The organism is Planococcus maritimus (genome assembly GCF_001687625.2).
Lineage (GTDB): Bacteria > Bacillota > Bacilli > Bacillales_A > Planococcaceae > Planococcus > Planococcus maritimus.
Genome location: NZ_CP016538.2, coordinates 1,512,786 through 1,528,214, shown reverse-complemented (window position 1 = coordinate 1,528,214; position 15,429 = coordinate 1,512,786). Strand labels below are relative to the sequence as shown.

Genomic DNA, 15,429 nt, shown 5'->3' with positions numbered 1-15,429 from the left:
CAGCCCCTCCTTAATTTGCTTTTACGAGGAACAAAGGCTGACCGTATTCGACCAATTGGCCGTCTTTGACTAGGATCTCAGCGATTTCCCCATCCACTTCTGCTTCAATTTCGTTAAAGAGCTTCATCGCTTCAACGATGCAGACAACTTGATCTGCAGAAACTTTCGTTCCGACAGCCACATAAGCCTCTTCTTCTGGTGATGGCGATTGATAGAACGTGCCGACCATCGGTGACAGGATTTTGTGCAAGTCTTCGTTTGAAGCATTTCCAGCCTCTGCCGTTTCCGATTGTACCGGCTGTTCTGTCGGTGCCGATTCAACTGATTCGACTTGTTTTGGAGCGGATGGTGCAGGTGTTTGTGCAGGCGCTTCCACCACTTTGGATTGGACCGCTGGTTGTGAAGGGTTAGATGAATTTTTCTTCATCTTGACTTTCACACCATCGAATTCATAGCTGAATTCGTCGATAGAAGATTGATCCACCAATTTAATAATTTCGCGAATTTCCTGGATTTTCATAGAATACCTACTCCCCTGTTATGTAATGATTTTTAGCTACTTTCCCATTTTAGACTTTTTCGAATCATTTTGAAATAGCAAGCCCGACATTTTAAAAAAAGGCCCCTTAAAAGAGGCCTTTCTTACTTATTGGGCACGTGAGACGTATGAAGAATCGGTTGTATTGATGATTAGTTTATCCCCTTGATTGATGAAAAACGGCACTTGGACAGAAAGCCCAGTCGTTAAAATCGCCGGTTTTGATCCGCCGCTCGCCGTATCTCCTTTGATGCCCGGATCTGTTTCAGCCACTTCCAAAACAACCGTGTTCGGCAATTCGACACCGAGCACTTCCCCGTGATATTGAATCACTTGGACGTCCATGTTTTCTTGCAGGAACTTCAATTCATACTCGATGCTTTTTTCCGGCAATTCGATTTGGTCGTATGTTTCGTTGTCCATGAATGCGTGCATATCACCATTAGCATACAAATACTGCATTTTGCGGTTATCAATTTGGGCTTTTGCTACTTTCTCGCCAGCGCGGAAAGTTTTTTCATTGACCGCTCCAGTACGCAAATTACGTAGTTTCGAACGGACAAACGCCGCCCCTTTACCTGGTTTAACGTGCTGGAATTCCATGACGCGCCAAATATCGTTATCCACTTCGATGGTCAATCCTGTTTTAAAATCGTTTACTGAAATCATTATAGTTCCTCCGTTTGTTATAAAATGCGTAGCTCTTTTGAAGAATGCGTCAAGCGCTCATTCCCCGTTTCGGTTATCAGTATATCATCTTCAATGCGCACTCCGCCAATCCCCGGCAAATAGATGCCAGGTTCGACAGTGACAGCCATTCCCGGCTCTAGTACCGTTTCTGAACGGAACGACAAGCCGGGACCTTCATGGACTTCAAGGCCGATGCCATGTCCTGTCGAATGGCCAAACGCTTCGCCGTAGCCTTTAGACTTGATGTAATCGCGGGCAATCGCATCTGCTTCGATGCCCGTCATGCCTGGTTTGATTTTCTCTAGCGCCAACACTTGAGAGTCCAAGACGATTTTGTAGATTTCCTTTAGCTTATCGGATGGTTCGCCGACCGCGACCGTGCGCGTGATATCCGATACATAGCCCTGGTATAAAGCTCCAAAATCGAGTGTAATCAAGTCACCTTGTTCGATCTTTTTGTCGGATGCGACACCATGAGGCAATGCGGAGCGCAAGCCAGATGCCACAATGATATCGAAGGACGAAGAAGTTGCGCCTTGTTCACGCATGAAAAACTCCAATTCGTTCGATACTTGTAGTTCTGTCATGCCCGGTTTGATATATGTACAGATGTGTTCGAATGCATCATCAGCAATTTTCGCCGCCGCTTTCAGCACGTCGATTTCTTCCGGAGCTTTTACCATGCGCAGCTGTTCGATCAAGCCGCTTACCGGTTCTAGTGTTGCGGTTAATTTGTCTTGATATTGTGAGTAAGTCGCAAAGGTCATATAATCTTGTTCGAATGCCAAACGTTCAACTGCTGCTTCTTGAACGATGCGCGCCACTTCATCAAGCAAACCTTTTTGCGCTTGGACCACTTTGAATTCTTTCACTTGCTCACCGGCTTGTTCTGTATAGCGGAAGTCGGTGATGAACCACGCGTCGTTCGGCGTGATGAGCGCAAGCCCAGCCGTTCCGGTGAAGCCTGTAATAAAACGAAGATTGTACGGATTGGTCACTAACAAGGAATCTAGTTCCTGCTTTTGCATTTGTTCGCGCAGTTTCGTCAATTTCATCAATGTCATCCTTTCTGTTGTCGAAGCAAAAGTGCCTGCAGCCCTAGATGGTATACATCTTTACCGAAACCGGCGATTTGGCCTATAGCTACCGGCGCGATATGGGATTCGTGGCGAAATGCTTCACGTGCATGGATATTGGAAATATGTACTTCAACGACCGGCACTTGAATCGACGCGATAGCATCGCGAATTGCGATGCTCGTATGCGTGTAAGCGCCGGCATTTAAGACAATGCCTGATACGCCATCGTCATCCGCACCGTGGATCCAGTCGATCAGTTCCCCTTCATGATTGGACTGCCGGCAAATCAACTCGAAGCCTTCGCTGTCTGCAAACGCGGCCAGTTCCTGCTCCAGCTCTTGCAAGGTGAAACTGCCATAGGCTTGTTTATCGCGCTTGCCGAGACGATTTAAATTGGGACCGTTTAATACTAGGACTCTCATGCCCTTGCACCCCCTCCTTGGCTATCCTTTTCCATTTTAGCATACGATCAATAAGCATCAAGTCGCAAGGCGGCAAGTACATAAACAAAAAAACGGAAGCCTATTTTGGCTTCCGCTTTTTTTTCAGGCTGTCGAGAAAGTAATAAAGTCGTATTTTCCGAAGCTTATCGCTCGCTTTCCGTGGGGCGGGAATCGAGCCTCCTCGGCTTGCTCCACTTTCGCTATGCTCAAGCCTCGCAAATGGATGAACTCAGTCAAGCTTCGCTCATTCATTCCCTGCGGGGTATCTCAAACCCGCTGGTCCCACCGGAGTCGAGCGACCGCTTCTCCAAATACTTAGAAAGCTTATTAATAGTTGGATATAGAAAAAGGTTTTCTTTTTCATAAATGAGAGCAAATTTTGGACTTCTTCAACACTCTGAAAAAGCGGAAGCCTATTTTGGCTTCCGCTTTTTTCACTGGAGAATATTACTCCGGCTATTTGAAGTTTTGTATTACAGGCCGCATTTCAATTGGGCCGCACAATTGGTGCAGGTATTGCATCCGCCCATTTCTTCGACGGTCCCTTTGCGGCAGACCGGGCACGTATCGCCAACTTCCGAACCGATCGTGACATTCGTTGAACGCAAGTCCTGAATCGTGTCGATCAAGACAACAGGGCGTTTGCCCGTATCTTCTTCGGTATGCTCTTCTTCAAAAGTATTATCTTCTGCCTTCAAGGTCAGTACCTGGGAATCACGGCTTCCATCGACATAGACCGTTCCGCCTTTGGCACCGCCTTTATAGAGTCGTTCATAGACACCTTCTACTTGTTCGACGGTATAGCCTTTCGGGGCATTGACCGTTTTCGAGATCGAGGAATCGATCCAGCGCTGGATGATGCATTGCACGTCGGCATGCGCTTCCGGCGCCAAGTCCATGGATGTAATGAACGCTTGCGGCAAGTTGTCTTCATCCGCGTCCGGGTTATTTTTCAAGTATTCACGAACAATGTCCGCTTTCACTTCAATGAATTTTCCGAGGCGGCCGCTGCGGTAATACGTGAAGGAATAGTACGGTTCAAGACCGGTCGAAACACCGACCATTGTGCCAGTCGAACCGGTTGGCGCAACTGTCAACAAGTGAGAGTTGCGAATCCCTTTATCAAGCACTGCTTGGCGGATTTCTTCTGGCATGCCTTGCATAAAGCCCGTTTCCGTAAAGGCGCGGCGCAATTTTTCCGTTTCAGCGTCTGTTTCACCAGTAAGGAATGGGAAGCTTCCTCGTTCTTCAGCAAGCTCTGTCGAGGCTTCGTACGCTGCGACAGCAATCGTCTTGAAGATTTCATCAACCAGCTCGTTGCCTTCTGGAGAACCGTATTCGCGGTCCGAGTAGATGAGCAAATCAGCAAGGCCCATAACACCAAGGCCAACACGGCGTTCGCCTAGTGCTTGGATCCGATTGTCTTCTAAGAAGTATGGTGTTGCGTCGATGACGTTATCCTGCATGCGAACGCCGACGCGAACCGTTTCTTTCAATGCTTCAAAATCGACTTGCTTCGTTTTTGGATCCGCAAAGCGCGCCAAGTTAACGGCTGCCAAGTTGCAGACAGAATAAGGAGCCAATGGTTGTTCGCCGCACGGGTTCGTTGCTACGACTTTTTGGCCGTATGCGGTGGCGTTTGTTTTTTCATTGGCGTTATCGATAAAGAAGATGCCAGGTTCTGCGGAGTAAGTTGCACATACATTGATCAAGTTCCAAAGCTCACGCGCTTTGATCACACGGTATGTGCGGACTTGATGACCGAGTTTTTCCCATTCGCGCACATCGCCAATTTTAGGCCATTCTTCGTTATAGACGGCCATCTCTTCTTTGGAATATGATTCGACTGCCGGGAAGCGCAACTCGAAATCTTCGTCTTTTTCGACCGCTTCCATGAAGTCTTTCGTTAAGGTGACGGAAATATTGGCGCCCGTCAAAAATTCTTCATTATGGACAGCATATGTGCCCCCGTCGCGCAATTTCGTTTCGGCATCGCGCATGATTTTTTCATTGAACCCGCCCATGCCTGGAATTGTTCTGTAGTTAAGCAAGCCTTGATACATCGCTTCTTCCTGCTCGGTCAAGGGCTTGAACTTCAATTTGTCATTTGCCAGGCGTTTGATCGTTTCGTCTTCTGTGTTTTCGATCAAATAGCGCAAGATGCGCGGATTCTGCATTTTGGAAATGATGAATTCAGCAATATCCGGATGCCAGTCAGCAAGCATGATCATCTGTGCCCCGCGGCGTGAACCGCCTTGTTCGACAAGATGCGTTAGTTTCGCAATGTCATCAAGCCAAGAAACGGAACCAGACGATTTGCCGTTGACTCCGCGAGCGAGCGTGTTGCGTGGGCGTAGTGTCGATCCATTCGTACCAACACCGCCCCCGCGGCTCATGATTTCCATGACTTGCTTGCGGTGGTCTGAGATGCCTTCGCGCGAATCGGCAACAAATGGCATGACGTAGCAGTTGAAATACGTAACGTCTGTATCTGCGCCTGCTCCGTAAAGCACACGGCCCGCAGGAACAAAGTTCAAGTTGACCAATTGCTCGTAAAATCTTGTGAACCATTCGCTTTGTTTCTCAGGCGTTTTCTCGACTGCCGAAAGCCCGGTGGCATTGCGTTTAGCGATTTGCTCATAAAATACTTCAAGCGGCTTTTCGATGACATCAATTGGCCGATTGACGATGCCTTGCTCGACTTCAGCCGGGTTGTCGATAGCGCTGCGGTAATCTTCTTCGATCCACACGCGCGCTTTGTTCGCCGCTTCGTCGATCGAGACAATGTAGCCGAGGCCACGTGCTGGAAATTTCGGGTCTTCTTTGACTGTTAAGACGACAAAATCACCCGGCTTTAATGTGCTTTTGCTAGTATCCTTGAAGGAATACCGGTCGATCATGACTAGGCGCGACACGCCTTTATGGGTTTGCTTCATATCTTTTGTTACCGCGTGGACTTGCGGGAACGATTCAATGTCTTTGTTCAGGGACTCGACGTTTAATGTATATTCGGATTGTGTGGCGGAAACCATTTGACAAATCCTCCTTTGTATTATATGGAGTTAACACTATATATAGTATTATTACAATTCCCATGATACTATATATTGAAACTCAGTCGCAATAACATTTTTCTGATGGAAAATGTCAGCGGCCGAACAAGCGAGTAACGGCAAGGTTTCGGCGTTTTGACTCTCGTTAAAATGAGACAAAAGACACGTATGTTCGCATAATGCAGCGCAAAAATCGATTGATTTTCCCGTTGCAGGCACTTGACAAGTGAAAGTGCCTGCAATGGCAAGCTTTCAGTGCACAAGCTTCACAAGATTGTCTCTGATTTGCCCAGATTACTGTAACATAGCCATTGAATATCCGTCACCTTATCTCTTATAATGAGAAAGTATAGAAAGGGGCAAGAACAGTGGAATTATTGTATATCACATTGGGTGTCGTCATTGCCATCCTCATATTTGCGGTCGTTTCCTTCCTGCGCATCCGCAAAGCGGTCACCGATTTGAACCAGGAAGAATTTATCCAAGGCTATCGTAAAGCGCAGCTTATCGATGTCCGGGAACCTAAAGATTTTGCAGCCGGCCACATTCTCGGGGCACGCAATATCCCGCAATCGCAATTGCGCCAGCGCTACAAGGAAATCCGCGCTGACAAACCGGTTTATCTGTACGATCAAAACGGAGCGAGGAGCGGACGTGTCGCGTTGTTCTTGAAGAAAAAAGGTTACGAGCAATTGTTTCAATTGCAAGGCGGCTTCAAGAAATGGACAGGCAAGATCAAATCTAAATAAGCAAAACCCCAGAAGCTCTGCTTCTGGGGTTTTTTTCGTCCTTATTCGTTGTCTGCCGTTTTTTGGTAACGAAGCACCGGCTTGCGTGCCGCTTTTGTTTCATCCAGTCTATTGATGACTGTTGTATGCGGTGCATTTTGGACAATTTCTGGATTTTCTTCTACTTCCCGCGCAATCTGAATCATCGCATCGATAAAGTCATCGAGCGTTTCTTTCGATTCCGTCTCGGTCGGCTCAATCATCATGCCTTCTTCCACATTGAGTGGGAAGTAAATCGTTGGCGGATGGTAGCCGAAGTCGAGCAAGCGTTTCGCCATATCGAGCGTTCTGACGCCGAGTTTCTTCTGGCGGCGGCCGCTCAAGACAAACTCATGCTTGCAATGGCGGTCATATGGCAAATCAAAATGAGGCGAAAGACGGCGCATCATGTAATTGGCGTTTAACACTGCGTATTCCGTCACTTTCTTCAAGCCGTCTGGTCCCATCGTGCGGATATAGGTATAGGCGCGGACATTGATGCCGAAGTTGCCATAGAATGGTTTGACGCGCCCAATTGATTCAGGACGGTCATAATCGAAAGTAAAACCTTCATCAGTCTTGATAAGGATCGGTTTTGGCAAGTACGGGATGAGGTCAGCATTCACGCCGACGGGCCCAGAACCTGGACCGCCACCGCCGTGAGGGCCAGTGAATGTTTTATGCAAGTTCAAGTGGACGACGTCAAAGCCCATATCGCCAGGGCGTGCTTTCGACATGACGGCGTTTAAGTTCGCCCCGTCGTAGTACAACTTGCCACCAACTTGATGAATAATTGACGCCATTTCGAGAATATCTTCCTCAAATAACCCGAGCGTATTCGGGTTAGTTAACATAAGTGCCGCCGTATCGTCGCCGACCACGCGTTTCAAGTCTTCCAAGTCGACCAGTCCGTGTTCATTTGACTTCACGGTCACGGTCTCGAAACCAGCAACTGTCGCAGAAGCCGGGTTGGTGCCGTGAGCGGAGTCTGGGACGATGACTTTCGTACGGTTGAAATCGCCATTTGCCTCATGGAATGCACGGATCATCATGAGACCCGTCCATTCCCCATGCGCGCCTGCAGCCGGTTGAAGCGTGACTTCGTCCATGCCGGTGATTTCCTTCAAGTGTTCCTGAAGGTCATACATCAATTCCATTGCCCCTTGAACAGTCGATTCTTCCTGTAATGGGTGGATATTTGCGAACCCGGAGAAGCGTGCAACGGATTCATTGATCTTCGGATTGTATTTCATCGTGCACGAGCCGAGCGGATAGAATCCAGAATCGACGCCATGGTTGCGTTTAGACAATGCCGTGTAATGGCGCATGATATCGAGTTCCGATACTTCCGGCAGTTCTGCAAACTCGTCGCGAACCAGTTCCTCGCCGAGCAATTCAGTCAAATCCACTTGCGGCACATCTAGTTCCGGCAAGCTATAGCCGACGCGCCCTTGTTTAGTCATTTCAAAAATGAGTGGCTGGTTGTCTTTATGCATGGGAAGCCTCCATTTCTCGCACGTATGCATCGATTACTTGTACAAACGCGTCGATTTCTTCTTTAGAACGCTGTTCAGTGACTGCAATCAGCATATGCCCTTGTAGTTCATCGTAGCTCAAGCCGAGGTCATAGCCGCCGATCATGCCTTTTTCAAACAAGGCTGCATTCAATTCCTTAACCGATGAACCAATCTTGACGGCAATTTCGTTAAAGTGAGCGCCAGCAAAAGCAATTTTAAGACCAGATTTCATCAGCTGCTGCTTCATATATTGCGTCTTGGCGATATTCTGCACCGCAATCTCTTTTGTGCCTTCCTTGCCAAGCGCGGTCATGGCGACAGAAGCCGCAAGGGCATTCAAAGCTTGGTTCGAGCAAATATTCGACGTCGCTTTATCGCGGCGGATATGCTGTTCACGCGCTTGCAAGGTCAACACGAAGCCACGTCTGCCTTCATCGTCTGTTGTTTCGCCGACAAGGCGTCCTGGAACTTTTCGCATCAATTTCTGTGTGACAGCGAAATAGCCGCAATGGGGGCCGCCAAACGCTTCAGGAATGCCAAATGGCTGGGCATCGCCTACCGTGATATCAGCACCGAATTTACCTGGAGGCGTAAGTGCACCAAGTGCCAACGGATTCGATGACACCGTGAACAAAGCGCCGGCTTCGTGGACAATTGGTTCGATTTCTTTCAAGTTCTCTACTTGGCCGAAAAAGTTTGGGTATTGGACCATGACGGTCGCCGTGTTTTCATCGACCATCTCTTTTAATGCATCGATGTCTGTGCGGCCGTCTTTCAACGGAATCTCCACCACATCGATTGATTGGCCGAGCGCATACGTCCGTACCACATCTCTTGACTCTGGATGGACGGCACGGGAGACAAGGATTTTCTTGCGGCGCGTTTGCCCGGCTGCCAGCATGCCGGCTTCCGCAAGTGCAGTGCCACCGTCATACATGGAAGAGTTTGCGATATCCATGCCGGTGATTTCAGCGATCATCGTCTGAAACTCGAAAATGGCTTGCAATTCCCCTTGAGAAATTTCCGGTTGGTACGGCGTATAGGCTGTGTAGAATTCAGAACGGGAAATGACGTGATCAACAATGATTGGCTTGTAATGATCGTAAACGCCTGCGCCTAGAAAAGAAGCGTAGCGTGCCGAATCTGCATTCTTGCCAGCAAGCTGTGCCAATTCTTTTGTCAAAGCCGATTCAGACTTGGCAGGCTTGATGTTGTATTCGCCTTTAAAACGTACTTTTTCAGGAATGTCTGAAAACAATTCGTCGATCGATTGGACGCCGATCGTCTCGAGCATGTCTTTTTCATCTTGGGAAGTCATTGGTAGATAGCGATGTTTCATCATGTGCAGTCCCCTTCTTTAGTCGGATTATTTAGAGCGTTTGTAAAATGGCGCTGCGACAATTTGTGCTTTCAGGCGCTTGTTGCGAATTTCCACTTCCACTTCCGTGCCGAGCTCGTTGTGCTCCACATCGAGCAAAGCCAACCCGATATTTTTCTTCAAGGTCGGTGACTGTGTGCCGGTAGTGACTTCGCCGATTTTGGCGTCATCTTTGTAAACAGCGTAGCCGTGGCGCGGGATTCCCTTATCAATCATTTCAATACCAACGGATTTACGCGGAACTCCAGCTTCTTTTTGGTCCACCAAAGCCTGTTTCCCGATAAAATCTGCATCTTTTTTCAGTTTGACCGCAAAACCGATTCCCGCTTCTAGTGGTGTAATGTCTTTAGACAACTCTTGCCCGTACAGCGCAAGACCCGCTTCAAAGCGCAGTGTATCGCGGGCGCCTAACCCTGCCGGTACGATACCTGTTGACTCACCTGCTTCAAGGATCCGATCCCACAAAATAGTAACAGCTTCAGGGCTTCCGTAAATTTCAAAACCATCTTCACCCGTATAGCCTGTGCGTGAGACCAATACTTCTTGGCCTGCCACTTCCACGCGCTCTTTAAAGCGGAACGGGCGGATGGACGATAACTCTTCTTCCGTTAATTGGCTTAACACATTTTCGGCAAGCGGCCCTTGGAGCGCGAGCAGGCCGAATCGCTCGGATGCATTGTCAAGTTCGACTTGGCCTTCAAGTTGCTCTTGCATCCAATTGAAATCCTTGTCGATGTTCGATGCATTGACTACCAGCAAGTAGCGATCATCGCCAAGTTTATAGGTAAGCAAATCGTCTATAGTACCTCCATCTTCGTAGCACATCGCCGTGTATTGCGCTTGGCCGTCTTGCAGCTTCGAAACGTCATTGGTTAGCAGTTTCTGCAAATAAGGTAGACTGTCTGGGCCCGATACAAAAATCTCGCCCATATGCGAGACATCAAACAATCCGGCTTTTGTCCGGACCGCTTCGTGCTCGTCTTTGATAGAAGAAAATTGCACCGGCAATTCCCATCCGCCGAAATCGATCGTTTTTCCGCCATAGCGGGCATACGAGTCAAACAAAGGTGTTCGCTTCAATTGTCCCAATCTTTTTCCCTCCTGTTTTCAAAGCACGTAAAAAGGACAGAAAATCCCCTTTTTTAAAAAAAGGGAATTCTCTGTCCTGGCACCTGAAAGTTTACCATAACGGCTTTCCTCATCGGTAGCTGCGTATCAGCAGCGTTCTCCAGAGATGCGTCCTGTACGAGTCTTTTTGCCTGAGAGATTCATGACGAATCATTTGCTCCTTCGGCGACGCTGCTGCGTTCTCTCCCCGTACACTCATCCGCCCAAATCAATGTTGAATTGGTCCATCCCGCTATACAGAATAGTATAACTTCGACTACATCCTAACATTGAATCGACGAAAGCGCAATCTTTTTTACCTTATTGCTTCAAAAACGAATATTCGTGTTTAAAACTTATAAATCATTCGTTTTTTAAGCGTTTGACTTGAAACGCGGCATACTGGGTAATCTGCCGCAATGAGCGATGTTCGGTTCGGATCGTAATATGCGCTGTCCGTTTATAATCACGGTATCGCGCTTTATGGAGCGCTTCAATCTCTTCGCGCGTCGAGCGTCTGACGATTGGGCGGTTGGGATCTTTATGGATACGCCGCCAAATCTCCTTAAAAGGCGCATCCAAAAACAACACGAGCCCCGTCTGGCGCATTATCCGCTGATTCACTTTGCGCATTGTGACCCCGCCACCTGTAGAAATGATGCATTGCTCCTGTTGCAAATTTTGCAAAAATTTTGTTTCAAGGTCTCTGAAATAATCTTCGCCGAACCGTTCGAAAATCTCAGGGATCGTCATGCCCAGTTGACGGACGATTTCCTTGTCCATATCGTAGTAAGGCATTTTCAATAAAAAGCTTAGCCGCCTGCCTATCGCGCTTTTGCCGCAGCCCATAAAACCGATCAAATATATTCTGTTCATTGCTCCCACCCGTACTACCCTACTTAGGGATTTTATTTTGCCCAATTTCCATCAGTAGTTGTATAGTAGCATTTCTATGAACATTTTCCAAACTATCATAAGTCTGATATTCGATCGTATAGAGCATGCCCATGTGGGACAGCAACGTCAATGCAGACAGAAAAAACACTAAGGACAATGGATATACTACCCCGGACTGGCTAGTCAGAAAGCAAAAGCGCATAATCTGCCTCCTCTTTAGCACCGCTATGGAATTCCAGCTCGATCGCCAAACGCTTGCCTACCAGTTGAAATTCACCTCCCTTCACATTAGTCAGCATAATTTCATGACCTAGTTGGCCTTTTCGCTTGCGCACAACTGTGCCATACAATTCAATATCGTAGACACCATCCTGCCGTACGATGTGCACGCCTTTGCCATCTCGCGTAATAAAAACTTGCTGGCTGCCGTCTAGATATTGCTGCAACTCTAGACTGAATAGCCGATATTCTGTCTCAGCAGAATCTAAGTCCACCAAATATTGTGAGCCAAACAGATAGAACATCGCTGCAAGTGGAAGCATAATTGACAAAGCCACTATTTCCATGAGGCTATCTAAAAATGTGAATCCAGCTGAAGAGCGGATCGTCACTCGACGCATAAGTGTTCCTGCTTTCCTTTAAAATTCACATATTCCACACAATGACCGTCAGCCTGCCAAGAATATAGGATCCCGTTGACAGAGCGCTGTCCTTCTGTACGGCCAGTCGAGGCGATGGTCCTTGCTGCTTCATGCAATGTCTCATAAGCCACAAGGCGCTCTTTTTTCAGCTCTAGCCGCACGTGCATCTCGTGTGCTAGAGGCAGTAAAGACCCGAATACGAGAAATACCATAAACAGGCTGAGCATTGTTTCTGCCATGGAAATGCCCTGATTATTTCGAAACCACCACACGCCCTTTGCCAAGATGGATGGTCACCGTCCTTTCGCCGCTGCTGGTCGAAAAGCGCATCGTGCCTGGCTGGAAGATCGATCCGCTCGGTGTGAAATGCACGACGCTGATGTTGCTGGCCTTGGTCAAAGTGACTGACTTCGGTATCGACCTGGCATATATTGGCCGACTCAAACTATACATCACCTCATAGCCTAGTTTATTGTCCCAAAAAACCAGCATCACCGACGTCTTTTGTGCATAACTTTGACTTTGCGCATAATGGATGTCTTGCTCCAACAATGCAAAAAAACGATCTTCTTCACGCTTTTTTTCGAGCGGGGCAGCCGAGGCTATGACAAGCGAAGCACCGATACCCACCACCATCAAGACCAACAGCATTTCAAGTAAGGTAAAGCCTGAACTGCTTTTTACGATCCTTTCGATGAGCTCACCACGCCCTCAGCCGAAATATTGATCACCTCTCCGTTAGGACAACTGGTATTACCTTCTTTCAAGTAATCCTCTGCCAACAATTGAGCCATTGTCGGCACCACTTTTTTATCCATGCGGTAAGATTCTACTTGACCCTGCACCATCTGAACAAAAGCCTTACAGCCTTTATCATCGACTGATGAAGTCTGCTTTGAAACATTCGGGATCGCGATGGCAATCAACACCGTAATAATCAACATGACAATCAACATCTCAATGAGCGTAAAGCCTCTTTGGTTTTTTAATCGTTTCATGATATTCCTCCTTATATGGTATGGACGAGATTATACATCGGCAACAAAATTGCCAAATAAGCGGCGACAATGCACACGGCGATCAACACAAAAAAACTGGGCTGGATAATTTTCAATGAACGTTGGGCTTGTAATTCCATTCGATCAAGCAATACATCGCTATAGAGCATCAATTCTTTTCCGAGCATGCCTGTCGCTTCACCGTGACGAATGAATGCAGCCATGTCATTCGCCGCAAACGCATGTCGTTCCACCGCGAACGATAGTGCAAGGCCGGTTTTGACCTCTTCGTGCAAGGCTCCGGCGATTCGGCCAATGATGGGGTGATGACGTTGTTGATTCAAGAGCCCCAATGCTTCCTGAAGCGAGAGGCCGCTATGCAACAAAGTCCCAAGTTCCCTAGAAGCTAACTGAGACCAATACAGCCGCATCACTTGTCCAATGAATGGCAGTTTGATCAACAAGTCGATTTGGCGATCGATAGACTGCCGCTTGAGAAAGATGCGAAACCCCGTAATGAGCAATGCCGCCAGTACAAAGAAGGCAATCGCCAGGTCTGGAATTCGCAGCAAATAAACCGGAACTCCCTGACCTTCATCACCGTGCTGCAGCGAAGAAATCAAGGCAGTCAGATTGGGCACGTAATTGGTTCTGAAAAACAAGAATAAAGCGGCAGTCAAAATTAAAAGCGAAACCGGATAAATGAGGATGCTGCGCAGTTTTTTCTGAACCTCCTCTGTTCGTTTAAATCCCGCCGCAATGCCTTGAATCGCTTCGCCTAACTTGCCATGAAACTCGGCAATTTCGACTGGAAACAGCACACGTTCACGAAACCCTAAAAATTTCAGTACTTCGGCGGCATTGCCTCCACCCTTCAGGATACGATCCATGCCGGCAAGCGCTTCGTCTGCGCGCGTTGTATGCATGGGTAACAGAAGCGTCATGGCAACGGGGAATAAATACCCTTCCGACATCAATACCGAAAGCCTGCTCAGAAATTGGGCTCGCTCACGAAACGGCAATCGATTAGCATTCAAAACCTGCATGAAGCGCACCGATCCTCACTCCTTCTCGGATTTGTCCACCGAACGATAGGTGTTCAGGAAGTTCGTATTCCTGCTGCTGCTTCGCCGAACGAATGGCATCCGCTAAACTTTCATCGCATAAGATTTCATAGAGTGCCCGGTGCTTTGTCTCGAGCTGGTCCAAATCTTCGTACATCGGTACAATTTTCTGTGCCGCAATGCCAATTAGAGTCTGCAGCATATCTTCATAAGGAATGCCCAAATCGTGGAGCCTGTGGAGACAGCCGACCGAATGCCGTGCATGAATCGTCGAAAACACCAAATGCCCCGTTAAGGCAGCCCTTACGGCTATCTCAGCTGTTTCGGCATCGCGGATTTCACCGATCATGATGATGTCCGGATCATGCCTTAAAATCGCTTTTAAGCCTGTCGCATAATTCATGCCGGATTTTTCATTTACTTGAATTTGCAGAAACGCGGAATTTTGACGTTCGACCGGATCTTCGAGCGTGATGACGTGGCGGTTGAGCCGTTCAGAGCAGTGGCGCAATAAGGAATACAAGGTCGTTGATTTGCCACAGCCGGTCGGTCCGGTTAGTAGCATCAAGCCTTGTCGTTCGCCAGCCAGTTTCTCAAGCAATCTGGCCGAATCGCGGAAGGCGGCTAATTCATCAAGAAACAAAGCGGTGCTATCGGGAATAACACGGATTACAATGCTTTCTTTCGTCAAAACTGAAGGAAGTGTAGAAATACGGAAATGGTGGGTGTGGCCATCCATCTGGAGATGAAATGAGCCGGTTTGGGGTTTTCGTTTTTCGCTCATGTCCAAAAGAGAGAGGTATTTGAAATAAGCAATCATGCGATCGCCTAAATCGAAGGGGATTTTCGCCACCGGCTTGAACTGGTGGTAGCTGCGGTAAGTGATGCTGTAGTCGCGGGGTTCTGGCCTGATATGAATATCTGTGGTTTTTTCTGCTACGGCGGAATGCAATAAATCAACGCATCGCCGTTCAATTATCTCTTGCATAGTCACCTCCTATCCGGGTCTTCTTGCGGAGGCTGCCTCTCCGCTCCCCATTAGTATAAGCACATGACAGACACTTGAAAATCGAAAATACCAAAATAATTATTTGAACGCTTCCATGCCTTGAAATCCAAGTTTTCAGGGCTTGCGTCTATCGCATAGGTACGCTTTATGAACAAGCCTACACCGCTTTGTCACAAACTAGCATGAAGTCCTTGTTTACACATAGACTCGTCTTCCTATATAATGAATAGGAGATTATTGTATAGTGG

At 47.8% G+C, this 15,429-nt stretch carries 16 protein-coding genes and 1 riboswitch; of the genes, 1 reads left to right on the top strand and 15 read right to left on the bottom strand.

Features of this window, described 5'->3' with window-relative positions; all coding sequences use genetic code 11:
* Positions 1-10 precede the first annotated feature (10 nt).
* The 5 genes from accB to BBI11_RS07660 all read right to left on the bottom strand — a co-directional run bounded on the left by accB (position 11) and on the right by BBI11_RS07660 (position 5,782).
* Complete coding sequence (gene accB, locus BBI11_RS07680; RefSeq protein WP_068462062.1) at positions 11-520, bottom strand: acetyl-CoA carboxylase biotin carboxyl carrier protein; 510 nt, start codon at positions 518-520, stop codon at positions 11-13.
* Positions 521-646: 126 nt separating this feature from the next.
* Positions 647-1,207: an elongation factor P gene (efp, locus tag BBI11_RS07675; protein ID WP_068462060.1), complete on the bottom strand. Its 561-nt coding sequence runs from the start codon at positions 1,205-1,207 to the stop codon at positions 647-649.
* A gap of 17 nt (positions 1,208-1,224) precedes the next feature.
* Positions 1,225-2,283 carry a M24 family metallopeptidase gene (locus tag BBI11_RS07670; RefSeq protein WP_068462059.1) on the bottom strand — a complete coding sequence of 353 codons (1,059 nt, stop codon included), beginning with the start codon at positions 2,281-2,283 and terminating at the stop codon, positions 1,225-1,227.
* 5 nt (positions 2,284-2,288) lie between these two features.
* Positions 2,289-2,729, bottom strand: coding sequence for a type II 3-dehydroquinate dehydratase (aroQ, locus tag BBI11_RS07665; protein WP_068462057.1), 441 nt, complete (start codon positions 2,727-2,729; stop codon positions 2,289-2,291).
* A 494-nt stretch (positions 2,730-3,223) separates the two neighbouring features.
* Entirely contained in the window at positions 3,224-5,782 is a 2,559-nt protein-coding gene (locus BBI11_RS07660) for a vitamin B12-dependent ribonucleotide reductase (RefSeq protein ID WP_068462055.1), read from the bottom strand.
* A gap of 389 nt (positions 5,783-6,171) precedes the next feature.
* On the opposite strand from BBI11_RS07660, the gene BBI11_RS07655 reads away from it, so the two are divergent.
* Positions 6,172-6,552, top strand: a complete 381-nt coding sequence (locus BBI11_RS07655; protein WP_058380884.1) for a rhodanese-like domain-containing protein — start codon at positions 6,172-6,174, stop codon at positions 6,550-6,552.
* 41 nt (positions 6,553-6,593) lie between these two features.
* Here the strand turns inward: BBI11_RS07655 and gcvPB are convergent, their stop codons facing one another.
* The 10 genes from gcvPB to comGA all read right to left on the bottom strand — a co-directional run bounded on the left by gcvPB (position 6,594) and on the right by comGA (position 15,160).
* On the bottom strand, positions 6,594-8,066 hold the full coding sequence (gene gcvPB, locus BBI11_RS07650; protein ID WP_068462054.1) for an aminomethyl-transferring glycine dehydrogenase subunit GcvPB: 1,473 nt from the start codon (positions 8,064-8,066) through the stop codon (positions 6,594-6,596).
* A complete protein-coding gene (gene gcvPA, locus BBI11_RS07645) occupies positions 8,059-9,426 on the bottom strand; it encodes an aminomethyl-transferring glycine dehydrogenase subunit GcvPA (RefSeq protein WP_068465669.1) in 1,368 nt (455 codons plus the stop codon). Before gcvPA ends, gcvPB begins: the two co-directional genes overlap by 8 nt.
* 27 nt (positions 9,427-9,453) lie before the next feature.
* Positions 9,454-10,554, bottom strand: a complete 1,101-nt coding sequence (gene gcvT / locus BBI11_RS07640; protein WP_068462053.1) for a glycine cleavage system aminomethyltransferase GcvT — start codon at positions 10,552-10,554, stop codon at positions 9,454-9,456.
* Positions 10,555-10,702: 148 nt separating this feature from the next.
* A riboswitch (glycine riboswitch) is annotated at positions 10,703-10,792 on the bottom strand.
* 143 nt (positions 10,793-10,935) lie between these two features.
* Complete coding sequence (locus tag BBI11_RS07635; protein ID WP_068462049.1) at positions 10,936-11,448, bottom strand: shikimate kinase; 513 nt, start codon at positions 11,446-11,448, stop codon at positions 10,936-10,938.
* Positions 11,449-11,648: 200 nt separating this feature from the next.
* Positions 11,649-12,089 (bottom strand): ComGF family competence protein, encoded by a 441-nt coding sequence (locus BBI11_RS07625; protein ID WP_068462045.1) that lies wholly within the window; start codon positions 12,087-12,089, stop codon positions 11,649-11,651.
* Positions 12,077-12,349 carry a hypothetical protein gene (locus BBI11_RS07620; protein WP_237150331.1) on the bottom strand — a complete coding sequence of 91 codons (273 nt, stop codon included), beginning with the start codon at positions 12,347-12,349 and terminating at the stop codon, positions 12,077-12,079. Before BBI11_RS07620 ends, BBI11_RS07625 begins: the two co-directional genes overlap by 13 nt.
* Before the next feature lie 13 nt (positions 12,350-12,362).
* Entirely contained in the window at positions 12,363-12,797 is a 435-nt protein-coding gene (gene comGD, locus BBI11_RS07615; protein WP_257785579.1) for a competence type IV pilus minor pilin ComGD, read from the bottom strand.
* Complete coding sequence (gene comGC / locus BBI11_RS07610; protein WP_068462041.1) at positions 12,791-13,108, bottom strand: competence type IV pilus major pilin ComGC; 318 nt, start codon at positions 13,106-13,108, stop codon at positions 12,791-12,793. The genes comGD and comGC overlap by 7 nt, the downstream gene beginning before the upstream one ends.
* An 11-nt stretch (positions 13,109-13,119) precedes the next feature.
* On the bottom strand, positions 13,120-14,154 hold the full coding sequence (comGB, locus tag BBI11_RS07605) for a competence type IV pilus assembly protein ComGB (RefSeq protein WP_068465665.1): 1,035 nt from the start codon (positions 14,152-14,154) through the stop codon (positions 13,120-13,122).
* The gene (gene comGA, locus BBI11_RS07600) at positions 14,135-15,160 is read right to left on the bottom strand and encodes a competence type IV pilus ATPase ComGA (protein WP_068462038.1); all 1,026 of its coding nucleotides are present in this window, start codon (positions 15,158-15,160) and stop codon (positions 14,135-14,137) included. Before comGA ends, comGB begins: the two co-directional genes overlap by 20 nt.
* Between the last annotated feature and the right edge of the window lie 269 nt (positions 15,161-15,429).